14 protein-coding genes are annotated in these 13,783 nt (G+C 68.5%); 5 read left to right on the top strand and 9 right to left on the bottom strand.

The window, feature by feature from the left end; genetic code table 11:
• From ACODT0_RS29420 to ACODT0_RS29455, 8 genes are all read right to left on the bottom strand, one after another.
• On the bottom strand, positions 1-524 hold a 524-nt coding region (locus ACODT0_RS29420; protein ID WP_489042933.1), incomplete at its 3' end, for a LacI family DNA-binding transcriptional regulator.
• 72 nt (positions 525-596) lie between these two features.
• A complete protein-coding gene (locus tag ACODT0_RS29425; protein WP_489042934.1) occupies positions 597-1,769 on the bottom strand; it encodes an aldose 1-epimerase family protein in 1,173 nt (390 codons plus the stop codon).
• Positions 1,766-2,677, bottom strand: coding sequence for a sugar phosphate isomerase/epimerase family protein (locus tag ACODT0_RS29430; protein ID WP_261214537.1), 912 nt, complete (start codon positions 2,675-2,677; stop codon positions 1,766-1,768). Before ACODT0_RS29430 ends, ACODT0_RS29425 begins: the two co-directional genes overlap by 4 nt.
• 49 nt (positions 2,678-2,726) lie before the next feature.
• On the bottom strand, positions 2,727-3,854 hold the full coding sequence (locus ACODT0_RS29435; protein WP_093345681.1) for a Gfo/Idh/MocA family protein: 1,128 nt from the start codon (positions 3,852-3,854) through the stop codon (positions 2,727-2,729).
• A 136-nt stretch (positions 3,855-3,990) separates the two neighbouring features.
• Complete coding sequence (locus tag ACODT0_RS29440; protein WP_296729378.1) at positions 3,991-4,635, bottom strand: glutathione S-transferase family protein; 645 nt, start codon at positions 4,633-4,635, stop codon at positions 3,991-3,993.
• Positions 4,636-4,644: 9 nt separating this feature from the next.
• Positions 4,645-6,459, bottom strand: a complete 1,815-nt coding sequence (locus tag ACODT0_RS29445; protein WP_296729377.1) for a 2Fe-2S iron-sulfur cluster-binding protein — start codon at positions 6,457-6,459, stop codon at positions 4,645-4,647.
• Entirely contained in the window at positions 6,452-7,138 is a 687-nt protein-coding gene (locus tag ACODT0_RS29450) for a Rieske 2Fe-2S domain-containing protein (RefSeq protein ID WP_296729375.1), read from the bottom strand. The genes ACODT0_RS29445 and ACODT0_RS29450 overlap by 8 nt, the downstream gene beginning before the upstream one ends.
• Before the next feature lie 9 nt (positions 7,139-7,147).
• Positions 7,148-8,221 (bottom strand): BMP family ABC transporter substrate-binding protein, encoded by a 1,074-nt coding sequence (locus ACODT0_RS29455; RefSeq protein ID WP_296729373.1) that lies wholly within the window; start codon positions 8,219-8,221, stop codon positions 7,148-7,150.
• 92 nt (positions 8,222-8,313) lie between these two features.
• Between ACODT0_RS29455 and ACODT0_RS29460 the strand changes: the two genes are divergently transcribed.
• Positions 8,314-8,997, top strand: a complete 684-nt coding sequence (locus tag ACODT0_RS29460) for a GntR family transcriptional regulator (protein ID WP_057590053.1) — start codon at positions 8,314-8,316, stop codon at positions 8,995-8,997.
• A gap of 24 nt (positions 8,998-9,021) precedes the next feature.
• Here ACODT0_RS29460 and ACODT0_RS29465 read toward each other — a convergent pair whose 3' ends face one another.
• A complete protein-coding gene (locus tag ACODT0_RS29465; protein ID WP_261214553.1) occupies positions 9,022-9,231 on the bottom strand; it encodes a hypothetical protein in 210 nt (69 codons plus the stop codon).
• 653 nt (positions 9,232-9,884) lie between these two features.
• On the opposite strand from ACODT0_RS29465, the gene ACODT0_RS29470 reads away from it, so the two are divergent.
• The 4 genes from ACODT0_RS29470 (at position 9,885) to ACODT0_RS29485 (ending at position 13,775) form a co-directional block, all read left to right on the top strand.
• Positions 9,885-10,241 (top strand): hypothetical protein, encoded by a 357-nt coding sequence (locus tag ACODT0_RS29470; protein ID WP_489042935.1) that lies wholly within the window; start codon positions 9,885-9,887, stop codon positions 10,239-10,241.
• Between the two features lie 313 nt (positions 10,242-10,554).
• A complete protein-coding gene (locus ACODT0_RS29475; RefSeq protein ID WP_296729367.1) occupies positions 10,555-11,985 on the top strand; it encodes an aminotransferase in 1,431 nt (476 codons plus the stop codon).
• Positions 11,982-13,070 (top strand): ABC transporter ATP-binding protein, encoded by a 1,089-nt coding sequence (locus ACODT0_RS29480; protein ID WP_057590057.1) that lies wholly within the window; start codon positions 11,982-11,984, stop codon positions 13,068-13,070. The genes ACODT0_RS29475 and ACODT0_RS29480 overlap by 4 nt, the downstream gene beginning before the upstream one ends.
• A 9-nt stretch (positions 13,071-13,079) precedes the next feature.
• The gene (locus tag ACODT0_RS29485; protein ID WP_057590058.1) at positions 13,080-13,775 is read left to right on the top strand and encodes a GntR family transcriptional regulator; all 696 of its coding nucleotides are present in this window, start codon (positions 13,080-13,082) and stop codon (positions 13,773-13,775) included.
• Positions 13,776-13,783 lie beyond the last annotated feature (8 nt).

The following is a 13,783-nucleotide window of genomic DNA, read 5'->3' on the forward strand; positions in this document are numbered from 1 at the left end:
TAGGCGGCGCGCCGCGAGCCCGGCAGGTCGGACAGCAGCGTGAGCAGGTGCACGCCCTGGTCGGCCAGCGAGGCGACGGCCTCGCGCACGGCAGGATGCTCGAGCGGCACGAAGGCGATGCCGTCGCATTGCCGGCCATGGCGCAGCAGCCGCGCGGCCAGCACCTCGGCATCGAAGCCTTCGATCTCGACGCGGCGGCAGCGCACGTTGAAGGGCTCGAGCTGTTTCTCGACGATGCCGACGTAGTCGCCGAGCATGCGGATGAACTGGTTGGTGCCGGCCGGCAGCAGGAAGATCAGCTCCATCGGCCGCGGCCGCAGCACCTGGTGCAGGCTCTCGTCGGGCAGGTAGCCCAGCTGCGCGGCCGCGCGCACCACGCGCTGCACCGTGGCCGAGCGCACGCCCTTGCGCGCATGCAGCGCGCGGTCGGCCGTGGCCTTGGAAACGCCGGCCACGCGCGCGACGTCGGCCAGGCGCGAGCGGCCGGGGGCCTCGGCGGGGGGCGTCGATGTCTTCGTCTTCATGTCGCCGAGTATTCCGCGCAACGAAACGCCCTGCCGCGATGTCCGCACCGGCTCGCCCATCTTCTTCGCGCCTCAGTCCCAGCGGCCGGTGATGGCCGGGTACTCGTCGGCGGGCTGCGCGCAGATGGCGCGCACGCGCTCCTCGAAGGCCGCGATCTCGCCGCGCCCGTCGAGCACCGAGAAGCGCGTGGTGTAGCGGCGCTCGTCGCCGTGCTCGAGCCAGATCAGCTCGCCGCGCTCGCGCGCGAAGGGCTTGCCCAGCACGTGGTTGGTGCTCGGCTCGATGCCCATCGCGTACTGGCCGCGCTGGTAGTTCTGCCACTGGAACTGGCACGGGAACTCGTCGCGGTTGACCTCGACCGCGAGGCCGATGCCATGGCCGCCGTCGAAGCCCTCGTTGACCAGCGCGACCGGGATGCGCCCTTGCGCATCGGCCGCCATCGCATGCTCGTAAACCTGCTCATGGAAGTCCGACTGCGGCCCGGGCTGGGTGCGATAGCCCACCGATTGCCTGCGCAATGCATCGGCATGCGCGGCCCAGGGCGTATGGCGGATCGGCGCGATGTAGCGGCTGCCCTCGTCGAGCACCGGATGGCCGGCGTTGATGTGGTAGCAGAACATGTGCGGCGTGCGGTAGAAGCCGTGGTTGACCACGCGGTCGTGCAGCGTGAAGCCATGCTCGCCCACGCGCGCCTCGATGCGCCGCACCAGGTGCAGGTCCTCGCCGAACACGGCCGACTGCTGCACCACGCCCTCGCACCAGAGGATGCAGTCGTCGCCCTCCCAGCGCTCGCCATAGCCGGTGAGCCGCGCGGGAATGTTCGCGATGCGGCCGTGCAGGCCGCTGTCGACGCTCTTGCGCGGCGTGTAGTGATAGTGGCCGGCCGGGTCGCTGTCCATGAACAGCGTGTGGTCGAGGCCGCAGGTCACGAGCAGGCCCGAGAAGGAGCGCAGCCAGCCGAGGCCGCCCTCGTCGGCGTTCTCGTGCAGCCCCGGATGCCGGAAGCCCGTGGGCGATTGCCAGCCGATGGCGGCGCCGCGGTATTCGCAGGCGCCGACGTCCATCGCGCGGTCGACCAGCACCTGGAACGCGAAGCCGGTGCCGGTGCGGAACTCGAGGCAGCGGATGCCGCGTTCCACGCGGTCGCCCAGCGTCACCAGCCGCACGCCCGCGAACTGCGCGAGCGTGCCCGCGTGTTCGCGCAACTCGCGTCGGCTCCAGTGGCGGCCGTAGAGCTGGGTCACGCGCCGGCCTCCAGCAGCTTGTCGTCGAGGAAGCGCTTGGCGCGCGGCACGTCCGATTCGTCGAGGTGCTCGATGATGATCGGGATGTTGGGATGGTGCTGCGCAAGCCGCTTGAGGTAGAGGTCGTAGTTCAGCGCGCCGAGGCCCGGCGCCGGCAGCTCGATCTCGCCCACGCCGCGGAACTGGTGCGCCTCCGAGGCGTCGATGTCGGCGAATTTCTCGCCCTTGTCGTCGCCCGCGGCGCGCTTCACGTCCTTGGCATGCGCGATGCGGACCTTGTCGCCGAGCGCGTCGAACATCTGGTTGAGCACCTGGTCCATGCGGTCGATGTTGTGGGTCTCGAAGTAGTTGGTCGGGTCCATCAGCAGGCCCAGGCCCGGATGGTTGACGTCGGCGAACAGGCGCAGCGTCTCCTCGACCGAACCGATGATGTTGTTGACGTAGGTCTCGACCAGGAACACCGCGCCGTGGTCGTGCGCCTCCTGCGCGAGCTCGCGCACCACCTTCACGCAGTCGGCGTAGGCGCGCTCGCTCTTGTTGTCGGGATGCGAGGACCAGTCGCTGTCGGGGTTGACGGTGCCGGTCTCGCTGATGACGTAGGGCGTGCCGCAGTCGCGCGCATGGCGCAAGGTGGCCTTGAGGTAGTCGTTGCGGCGCTTGCGCTCGCCGGCGTCGGGGTGGACGATGTTCGTGTACGCCGACACGCAGCTGATCGGCAGGTCGTGGCGGCGGAAGGTGTCGCGCACGCGGTGGCACTTCTCGCGCGTGATGGCCTCGGGCGTGGAGAAGTCGATGTCCTTGAACGCGAGGTCGAGCTGCACGGTGTTGAAGCCCTGCGCCTTGATGCGGCGCGCGGACTCCTCGAGGGCGTAGGGGAAGTAGCCGCTGAAGATGCCGACTTGGATCATGGGTTGTCTCCGATGGTTTGTGGGTGGGGATGCGGGGAAAGCGCGCGGCTCAGACGCCGAATTCGGCCAGCGGCACGGCGCGCCGCTCGGCGAGCGAGCGGTAGCCGGCCTCGACCAGCGCCATGGTCTTCACGTTGTCGGCGACGTCGAGCATCGGCGCCTCGCCCTGGGCGAGCGCCCATTGCAGCTGCTCCATCACGCCCGCGAAGGCCTGCGGGAACCAGCGCGTGGACCAGCTCGGTTCGACCCATTGGCCGTCCGTGCCGTGGCGCGAGCTGTAGCGCAGCGTGCTCGGGCTGCCTTCGGGATAGTCGGGCCAGCCGATCGTGCCTTCGGCCACGCCCTCGGTGCCCTCGACGCGCCACTTGATGAAGATGCCGGCATCGAAACCCTCGCCGTGCGGGCCGGTCCAGACGTCCTCCATGCTGAGCGCCATCACGCCGCTGCGAAAGCGCAGGGTCGAGCAGACGATGCCGTCGCTGTGTTCGAAGCCGGTGCGCGGATCGGGGCGCGCGGCGGTGTAGATGTCCTCGGGCTCGCCGAACAGGAAGCGCAGCACGTCGAGGTGGTGCACGCTCATGTTGGCCAGCGTGAGGCGGCCGTAGCCGCGCAGGAACTCCTGCCAGTGCGGGATGGCGCGCATCTCGATGGTGGCCAGCACCGGCGTGCCGAGCTCGCCGCGATCGAGCAGTTGCTTGAGCACGCGCATCGACTGGTCGAAGCGCATGTTCTGGTTCACCGACAGCGGCTTGCCGGCCGCGCGCGCCTCCTCGGCCAGCGCGCGCGCCGTGTCGAGGTCGAGCGCCAGCGGCTTCTGCGCGAGCACCGCCTTCACGTGCGGCTGCGCGAGCGCGAGGCGGATCAGCTCGGGCTGGCGGTCGGGCGGGAAGGCGATGTCGACGATCTGCACCTGCGGATCGCGGATCAGCGCCTCGGGCGTGTCATGCACCGTGGGGATGTTCCAGCGCTGCGCCACATCGGCCGCCTTGGAACGGGTGCGCGAGGCGATCGCCACCACGGGGAAGCCGGCCTCGCGGTAGGCCGCGAGCTGCACGTCCGCCATGATGAAGCCGGCGCCGATGGCACCGATGCGAAAGTCGCGGCAGCGGATCGGCGCGTCGGGTTCGAAGCCGCGGGCATCGGCGGCCGGCGCGGCGGTCGCGCTCGTTGGGGTCATGGCTTGTCTCCTGTCCTGGGTCGAATCGAGGCAGTGCTTTGCTGCCTCGCAACCGAGGTTAAGGGACGCGGCGACCCGGACCAATCGACCGGGATGAGGTTTTTTGAGGCGAATCAGCGGGGCACCCCGCGACGCGTCAGGTGGCTTCGGCGTCGATGCCGAGGGCGAAGATGCCCGGCATGCCGATGAAGCCTGGGATCGACTTGACGCGGGCGATCCAGCGCCTGAGCGCGGGATAGCGCGTCAGCGCGATGCCGCCCTCGGGCGCGAGCGCGATGTAGGGGAAGCACGCGATGTCGGCGAGCGTGGGCGAGGCGCCGACCAGCCAGCCCTCCTCCGCGGCCTCGCGGTCGCCCAAATGGTCCTCGATGTGCGCGAACAGCCTGTGCGCGGCCGCGCGGCAGGCCGGTGCGTCGAGGTCGTAGCCGAAGGCATCGTGCAGGCGCGCGGCCGAGGCGCTGCGCGTGATGTCCTCGGCCACGGTGAGCCACAGCATGACCCGGGCGCGGCGCTTGGGATCGGCGGGAAACCAGGTGCCGGCGCTGTCGTGGCGGCTCGCGAGGTAGACGAGGATGGCCTGCGCGTCACGCAGCACGAAGCCGTCGTCGTCGATCACCGGCAACTGGCCGAAGGGATTGAGCTCGAGGAACTCGGCCTGCTTGTGTTCGCGTCCGGGGTGGAAGTTGACCGGCACGCGTTCATGGGCGATGCCGAGCAAGGCCATGAAGAGCCGCAGCTTGTAGCAGTTTCCGGACAGCTGTTCGTTGTAGAGCCTGATCATCGCGCGCCCTCAAAGATCGAGCACCAGCGTCGCCGAGCGCGACCGCGACACGCAGGGCAGCATCTGCATGTGCGACGCCTTCTCGCCCGCGCTCAGGTACTGGTCGCGGTGATCGGGCTCGCCGTCGATGACGGTGCACAGGCAGGTGCCGCACACGCCCTGCTCGCAACTGGTGTCGAGGTGGATGTCGATCGCGCGCAGTGCTTCGACGATGGTGGTATCGCTCGCCACCTGCACGCGGCGGCCGCTGCGCGCGAGTTCGACGGTGAAGGCGGGGCCGGTGGCCTCGACGGGCGTGGTGCGTCGGAAGTATTCGAAGTGCACGCGATCGGCGGGCCAATGGCGTTCTGCCGCGACGCGCTCGATGCATTGCATCAGCGGCGCGGGCCCGCAGGCGAAGGCATGCGCGTCGCCACCGGCTTGCAGTGCCTGCCGTACCTGGTCTTCGGTCTGCTGCGGCGACAGGCCCAGGTGCAGATGCAGGTTCGTGCCCAACAGTGCTTCGAGCTCGGCGCGGTACGCGGCATGCTCGGCCGAACGGCAGAAGTAGTGCAGAACCGGCCGCTTTCCCCTTGCCGCGAGATCGCGCGCCATCGCGAGGATCGGCGTGATGCCGATGCCGCCCGCGATCAGCACCGCGTGTTCGATGCGCGGGTCGAGCCGGAAGTTGTTCTTGGGCAGCCCGATCTCGAGCTGCATGCCGGCCTGCACCGACTCGTGCAGGGCGATGGAACCGCCACGCGAATCGGCCTCGCGCTTGACGGCGATCGTGTAGCCCTCGTCGTCCTGGCCGCAGACCGAGTACTGGCGGATCTGGCCGTTCGGCAGGTGCACGTCGAGGTGCGAGCCCGCGGTGGCGCTCGGCAAGGGGCCGCGCCGCGGCGAGCGCAGCCGGAATTCGACGATGTCCCGCGCCACGGTTCTTTTTCCTGCCACCTCCACGCTGAGCCGCGGCCGAGGCTCGGTGCTTTGCGCCTCGATGCCCCAGCGCAGGTGGATGTCGCGCAGCCAGCGGCGAAAGGTGCTCGAGGCGGCGTCGGCGCGCGAAGGCACCTCGATGCGTGGATCGAGCGGCAGCTTCTTGTGGACGTGGTTCTCGAGGATCGGCTTGTCCTGCCCGAGGATGTTCTGCTGGAAGGCCATGATTTCGCCGCTCGAGCTTTGGGCATCGAACAGGCTGATCGCGAAGTGGGCGATGCAGCGCTCTTCGTCGGTGGGCTGGATGAACAGGAAGATGATGTCGGCGAGCTCGGCCGAACGGCCCGCCGGATGCTTGTAGAGCATCGGCGAGAACGGATTGACGACACGGTAGACGTAGTCGACATCCGCCCCGCCCTTCGCATCCGCCGAGGCCAGCGGCTGGATGAACTTGCAGTCGCGGGCCCAGAGCTCCTGGCGGGCGTCGAGCTCGACCTCGTAGCCGCGCACCTCGGTCGCTTCTTCCGAGCCCAGGATGTGGGCATGGACGAAGGGGAAGTGCGCCATGTCGAGGAAGTTCTCCACCACCCGCAGCGGACCGCTGTGGATGCCGAAGCCACCCATGTAGAGGAAGCGGCGCGCGGGGTTCGCGAAGGCCGCCAGTTCGAACAGCGGCCTGGGCTCGTCGCCGAGGCACAGCAGGATGAAGCCGCAGTGGTCGGTGGCGTGGCAAGGCCTCGTGGGTTCGGTTTCGAACCAGGCCTCGAGCGCGCCGTCGGGCCGGCGGCGCACGTGCAGGTCGTGGCCCAGCAGGCGCGCTCGCCGGCTCGTGCCGGGCACGAGGCCGAGGCTGTCGCCGATGGCGAGCCAGTCGGACGCGATCGCGGGGTCGATGGTGTCAGGCATGTTCGCTCTCCCTCGGGGCGTAGGTCGCGGCCGTCCATTGGGCGATGTGCGTCTTGATGCGTTCGATGGCCCGTTGCTTGTCGAGGCTCGATGAGCCGCGCGCGACGAGCAGGTGGACGATCGAGGTGCCGGGCAACAGCGGCTGGATCAGCAGGGCCGATGCACCCTCCTGCCAGACGCAAGTGCTCTGCCCTCGCGACCAGCCCGCGCGTTCGATCCGCGGCACGAGGGTGTCGGCATCGAGATCGACCGTGAAGCTGCGCGACGGCACGAGGTCGTCGCCGAGGCGCGGCGGATAGCCCGTGGGCATGCGCGCGAGGCTGGCCCAGACGATGCCGTCGCTCTCGCGGCTGAGGTAGGTGCGCGCGCAGGCGGCCGGCGGGCTCGCGTCCTTCGGCGAGGAAGGCACCGACACGCAGTGGCCGTCGCGGCCGTAGCGCCAGCCGTGGTAGCGGCAGACCAGTTCTTCCCCAACGACGAAGCCGAGGCTGAGTCGCACGCTGCGGTGCGGACAGCGGTTCTCCCACACTTCCATCGCGCCCGAGACCGAGCGCCAGAGGGCCAGTTCATGGCCGAGCAGCGTGGACTGCAGCACCTGTCCCGGCAGCAGGTTGCGCGAGAACTCCACGGGAAACCAGTCGGCGGAGCTTGCCGCCGCCGTGTCTGCGGTCTGGTTCATGGCCGGGCCTCAGCGCGGGATCGCGCCCTGGATGCCCTCGGCGAACCAGTTCATGCCGGCGATGTCCGAATCGGGCAGCGAAGCACCCGGCGCCGCGCGCTGCTTGCCCGTGTTGTCCTTGAGCGGGCCGGCGAACACCTTGAGCTTGCCGGCCACGATGTCGGCGCGCGCCTGCTTCGCCATCTGGACCACATCGGCCGGCACGCCGGGGTTCCAGTCCGCGAGGTTCACGCCGCCGTTGGCCAGGGTCGCGGCATAGGCCGTGCCCTTAAACCTGCCGTCGAGCGTGTCCTGCACGGCCTGGCGCAGGTAGGGCGTCCAGTCGTGCGTGAGCGAGGTCAGCAGCTTCTGCGGCGCGGACTTGCGGTGGTCGGAGAACATGCCGATCGACCAGACGCCCTTGGCCTCGGCCGCCTGCAGCACGGCCGGGTTGTCCTGGAAGCCCGAGCCGATGACGTCGGCGCCCTGCTGCATCAGCGTGTTGGCGGCGTCGCGCTCGCTGCCGGGGTTGAACCACTCGTTGACCCACACCACCGACACCTTGGCGGCCGGGTTGCTCTTCTGCGCGCCGAGCGCGAAGGCATTGATGGTCGAGACCACGTCGGGGATCGGCAGCGCGCCCACGTAGCCGAGCTTGTTCGACTTCGTGACCTTGCCCGCCACCAGGCCGGCCACATAGGCGGCCTCGTACCAGTGCGCGTTGTAGGTGCCGAAGTTGGCGGCCTGCCTGAAGCCGCTCGCGTGGACGAAGTTGACCTTGGGGTTCTCGGCGGCCGCCTTCAGGCCGTCGTTCATGTAGCCGAAGCTGCCGAGCACCATCAGCCCAGCCCCGTTGCCGACCAGCTCGCGGATCACACGCGCGCCATCGGGGCCGGCCTTCACGTCCTGCACCACCTGGGTCTTGATGCGGTTGCCGAATTCCTTCTCGAGCTGCTTGCGCGCGCTTTCGTGCACGGCCACCCAGCCGACGTCGGACACGGGGCTTTGATAGACGAAGCCGACCTGCAGCGGCTCGGCCGCGATTGCGGATGCGGCGCAGAAGAAGGCCGCGAAGGCTGCGACAGCCGGGCGAAATTCGATCATGGGGCGTTGTCCTCGAGGGCGGTGGGGAGTCTGAATTCCGAGTCAGTACTCTATATCGGTATACTGATTCAGTCTAATTACAATCCCGGACCATGTCTACCAAGAACGAAGAGATCAGCGACAGCATCCGGGAAGCGGTTGCCGCCCATCGCCTGCTGCCGGGCACGCAGCTGCGCGAAGTGAGCCTGGGCAAGCTCTACGGCGTGAGCCGCACGGTGGTGCGGCAGGCGCTGCAGAGCCTGGCGCGCGAAGGGCTGGTGGATCTCACGCCGGGCAAGATCGCCTCGGTGGCCAAGCCCACGCCGAAGGAGGCGCGCGACACCTTCGATCTGCGCTGGGCGATCGAGCGCCACTCGCTGGAGAAGCTGTCGCAGGCCCATACCAGGAAGGACCTGGCGGCGCTGCGCGCGCACGTCAAGCAGGAGCGCGCGGCGCGCGTGGGCAACGACATGGAGGAGGTGCGCCGGCTCGGCGCGGGATTCCACGTGCTGCTCGCGCGGCTCGCGGGCAACGACCTGCTCGCGCAGACGCTCGATCAACTGGTCGGACGGATCGCGCTGATCCTGCTGCTCTACCAGCACGAATACGACAAGCACACCGAGTGCCTGCAGGACGAGCATGCGCAACTCATCGCCCTGATCGAAAGCGGCTCGACCGAAGAGGCGCTGGCCCTGCTGCGCAGCCACCTCCACACCGTGGAGGTCAGCCTGGGTGCCGATGCGCCCGACGACGAGGAAGCCGATCCGCACCTGAGCCGGGCCCTGCGCCGGCGCTGAGTGCGGCGCCGGGCCCGCGGTGGCTCAGGTGCCCGCCTTGGGCATGCCGGGGCGCAGCACGCGCGCGACCGACGACAGGATCGCTCGATGCCAGGGCGCGCGGCCCGCAGCCGCTTCTTCCTTGGGACGGGCCTCCCCGCATTGGCCCGGCGACGCCGGCGCGGCATCCGTCTGCGGATCGGAGAAAAACTGTGCGAGCCATTCGCACTCGGCACGTGCCATGAACTTGTCCATGCCTGATCCTCGGCTGTAACACTATTGAAATCATTTTAATAAGAATGATTCTTATTGGCGCAATTTCACACAAGCTTTACCTGGGATCGGGCCGACAGCGGGCGGCACAAAGAAAAGCGCCCGGCACGAGGCCGGGCGCGAAGCCTAAGTTGCTGTCACACACTAGGCGCCCAGCCGAGGGAGGAACGGCCGGACACAAGGATGTTCGACCCTGAAACAGTCGTCTCACGTCAGACGACACCGACATTTCTATGGGAGGCAGCGGTTTTTGGCATCCCATATGAAGAATCATGAGCAATTCTTCACGAATCTTTCAATGGCCTACACGCACTGCCGGCCAAAGGCTGACGCGTCTCTTACGGCCTGGCGTCGAACATGGCGTTGCTGTCACGCACCAGGGCGCCAAGAAGAGCAAGAAGAACCTCCCTCCGGTCCCGCAAGGGATGCACACCCGCTTCGGCGGGTGTTTTTTTTGGGGCGCCCGGCGTCCTCGTAACCCGTGTTCCTGGTCGCCGGCGTTACGGGCGTTACGTTCCCATCGGAACAAATCGGACGTGACGGGAACAAACTTGTGTCAAAAAGTGAGGAAAACTGCACAGCCTTGACGGCAGCTTTCGCCGGCGGCCCTTGTGCCTCCGCCGGGCCTGCCTAGCATGCAGTTAATGATTTTTAACAATTTCATCGCCGAGATCTTTCCGGGTGTGGAGACCGCCCAGATCCGCGTCCATTGGCGCTGGGATGTGCGCCACCACGAGGACGACGAGCACCACGATGGCGGCATGTGGGTGCCGGCCACGGCCGCGGCGCGGCGCGAGGCCCGCATCGTGTGCGAGGTGCAGAACGCGGTCTATGGCGCGGGCTCGCACTGGATCGAGGAGCGCGACCGCCCGGCCTTCGCGTTGCCGCGGCCCCACCTTCGCCGTGCCTTCTCCGCGCGCGAGCTGATGATGTCCAAGTGCTCCCCATTTTCCGTGGGCAACTTTGTGGATAACTCAGGTACTGCGTTGTAAAAGCGATTTAAGTTGTTGTTTTCAAAGGGGAAACAACAGTTTGCTTAAAGTTTGTGCGGTGCACAGCTTTGTCTGGCAGGTTCCTGGCGCCATCTTTTCCCTGACGAACGCCCTCCACCGCTGAGGGCGCAAGCGCCGAATCCCTTCATCCTTTGGTATTCCCTCCGCCCGGTCGGCTTCGGCCCGGGAGCGCCGCGCATGGGCCCTCGCGTGCCCGCAACACCTCGACGAGCAGCATTTTCACGCCGCCAGCCATCGGCTTGCACCGTTTCGATTCGTCATATAGGATATATCCTGCATCCAAACCCAGACCATGACCGACATCGAAACCCTCTCCCCGGACACGGCGCGCCACAGCGCCGTCGGCAAGGCCGACACGGCACACCACCTGCATTCCCAGACCAACCTCCAGACCCATCGCAGCCGCGGCCCGCTCGTGATGGTGCGCGGCGAAGGCGCCTATGTGTTCGACGAGCACGGCCAGCGCTACCTCGAGGGCATGGCCGGCCTGTGGTGCGCCTCGCTGGGTTTCTCCGAGTCGCGGCTGGTGGACGCCGCGCTGCGCCAGATGCGCCGGCTGCCCTACTACCACACCTTCAATCACCGCTCGACCGACGTCGCCTCGCTGCTCGCGGCCAAGGTCGCGGCGCTGGCGCCGATGCGCGATGCACGCGTGTTCTTCGCCACCTCGGGGTCGGAGGCCAACGACAGCATGGTCAAGCTGGCCTGGAACTTCCACATCGCGCGCGGCGAGCCGGCGCGCCGCAAGATCCTCGCGCGCCAGCGCGGCTTCCATGGCTCGACGGTGATGGGCGCGAGCCTCTCGGGCCTGCCGAACATGCATGCCGCCTTCGGCCTGCCGATCCCCGGCATCGTGCGGCTCGAATGCCCGTCCGCCTACCGCCACGCCCTGCCCGGCGAGAGCGACGCGGCCTTCGTCGACCGGCTGGTGTCCGACCTGGAACACACCATCGAGCGCGAGGGCGCCGGCACCATCGCGGCCTTCATCGCCGAGCCGATCATCGGCGCCGGCGGCGTGCTGGTGCCGCCCGAGGGCTACTTCCCGCGCGTGCAGGCGGTGCTGCGGCGCCACGGCATCCTGATGCTGTCCGACGAGATCATCTGCGGCTTCGGCCGCACCGGCGAATGGTTCGGCGCGCAGTCCTTCGGCTTCGAGCCCGACATGATGGCCTGCGCCAAGGGGCTGTCGGCCGGCTACGCGCCGATCTCCTGCGTGGTGGTGGCGCCGCGGGTGTACGAGGTCATCGAGGCCGAGAGCGGCCGCACCGGCGGCTTCGGCCACGGCTTCACCTACTCCGGCCATCCGCTGGGCGCGGCCGTGGCGCTCGAGGCGCTGTCGATCTACGAGCAGATGGACCTGCCGGCCCATGCCCGGCGCCTCGGCGAGCGGCTGCACGCGAGCCTGGCGCCGCTGGCCGCGCATCCGCTGGTCGGCGAGATCCGCGGCAAGGGCTTCATCGCGGGCATCGAGCTGGTGCGCAACCGCGACACGCGCGAGGCCTTCGATCCCGCGCAGGGCGTGGGCGCCCAGGTCGAGCAGGCCACGCGCGAGCGCGGCCTGATCGTGCGCAACATGGGCGACGTGATCGCGCTGAGCCCGCCCTACGTGCTCGACGAGGCCCAGGTCGAATGGATGGCGCGCACCCTCGGCGCCGCGCTCGACGCGGTGGCCGCGCGCGATCCCTGGAAGACGCCCGCCGCGGCGCGAAAGGAAGCAGCGTGAACACCACGGCCGAACGTCCGCTGATCGAGCTGATCGGCGTCCAGAAGAGCTACGACGGCGAGCACCTCGTCATCCCCGACCTGAACCTGGCGATCCGCCGCGGCGAATTCCTCACCCTGCTGGGCGCCTCGGGCTCGGGCAAGACCACCACGCTGATGATGCTGGCGGGCTTCGAGAACCCGACGCGCGGGCGCATCCTCATGGACGGCCGGCCGATCCAGGACGTGCCGCCGCACAAGCGCGGCATCGGCATGGTGTTCCAGAACTACGCCCTGTTCCCCCACATGAGCGTGGCGCAGAACCTGGCCTATCCGCTCAAGATGCGCGGCATCTCGGGGCAGGCGCTGCGTGACAAGGTCGATCGCGCGATGCAGCTGGTGCGGCTCGCGGGCATGGCCGAGCGCAAGCCGGGCCAGCTCTCGGGCGGCCAGCAGCAGCGCGTGGCGCTGGCGCGCGCGCTGGTGTTCGACCCCGAGCTGGTGCTGATGGACGAGCCGCTCGGCGCGCTCGACAAGAACCTGCGCGAACACATGCAGTACGAGATCAAGCAGATCCACCGCGAGCTGGGCGTGACGGTGGTCTACGTCACGCACGACCAGGGCGAGGCCCTGACGATGTCCGACCGGGTCGCGGTCTTCCACGACGGCCGCATCGAGCAACTGGCGCCGCCGCGCACCATCTACGACGCGCCCGCCACCGACTACATCGCCACCTTCATCGGCGAAAACAACCGGCTCGACGGCACGATCGAGGCCGCGGGCGTGCTGCAGTTGCGCGACGGCCTGCGGATCCCGCTGCCCGAGACCGGCCAGGGACAGGCAGCGCATCCGGCGGGCGCGGGCTGCGCGCTGGTGCGGCCCGAGTGCGTGCGGCTGGCCGACGGCCAGGGCGTGCAGGTCAGCGCCGAGGTGGTCGACCTGGTCTACCTGGGCGACCACACGCGGCTGATCGCGCGGCTGCGCAACGGCGACCAGATCGTGGCCAAGCTCGGCCACGGCACGCTGCCCAGCGATACCGTGGTGGGCGCGGACGTCGCTCTGGGATGGCAATCCCGCGATATGCTCGTTTTCGCGCGACCCGCCTGAAAAGAACCCGTGAAACCCAAGATCAAACCCATCGACAAGACCAATCTCGCCGCGCGCGTGTACTCGGAGATGCGCGAATCGCTGATCGCCGGGCGCTTCATGCCCAGCGACCGGATCCGCATCAGCGAGGCGGCGCAGATGTTCGGCACCAGCGACACGCCGGTGCGCGAGGCACTGCTGCGGCTGGTCAGCGAGCATGCGCTCGAGATGGAGACGGCCAAGCAGATCATCGTGCCGCCGCTGAGCCTGGAGCGCTACATCGAGATCCGCACGGTGCGCGTGGCGCTCGAGAGCGCGGCGGTCGAGCAGGCCGCGCTCAAGGTCAGCGACAAGGACGTGGCGGAGCTGGTGCGGATCAACAAGAAGTTCGCGCAGGCCGAGGCGGCGCACCATCCCGAGAACCAGCTGCGCTACAACCGCGAGTTCCATTTCGGCGTCTACGAGCACTGCGGCCTGCCGCGGCTCTTGTCGATGATCGAGAACATGTGGGCCTCGATGGGCCCGATCCTGCGCGCCTTCTACGAGAAGTCCGACGGCTCGTACGACCAGGGCTACGGCCAGCACGATGCGCTGCTCGACGCGCTCGCGCGCCGCGACCCGGCCGCCGCCGTGACGGCCATCCGGGCCGACCTGATGTCGGCCGGGCCGAGCATCGAGCGCTTCCTCAAGGAATACGAGCAGAGCCTCGAGGCCGCCGAGGCCTGATCGGCCCG

The sequence above is a fragment of the Variovorax sp. FG153 genome (assembly GCF_057809595.1).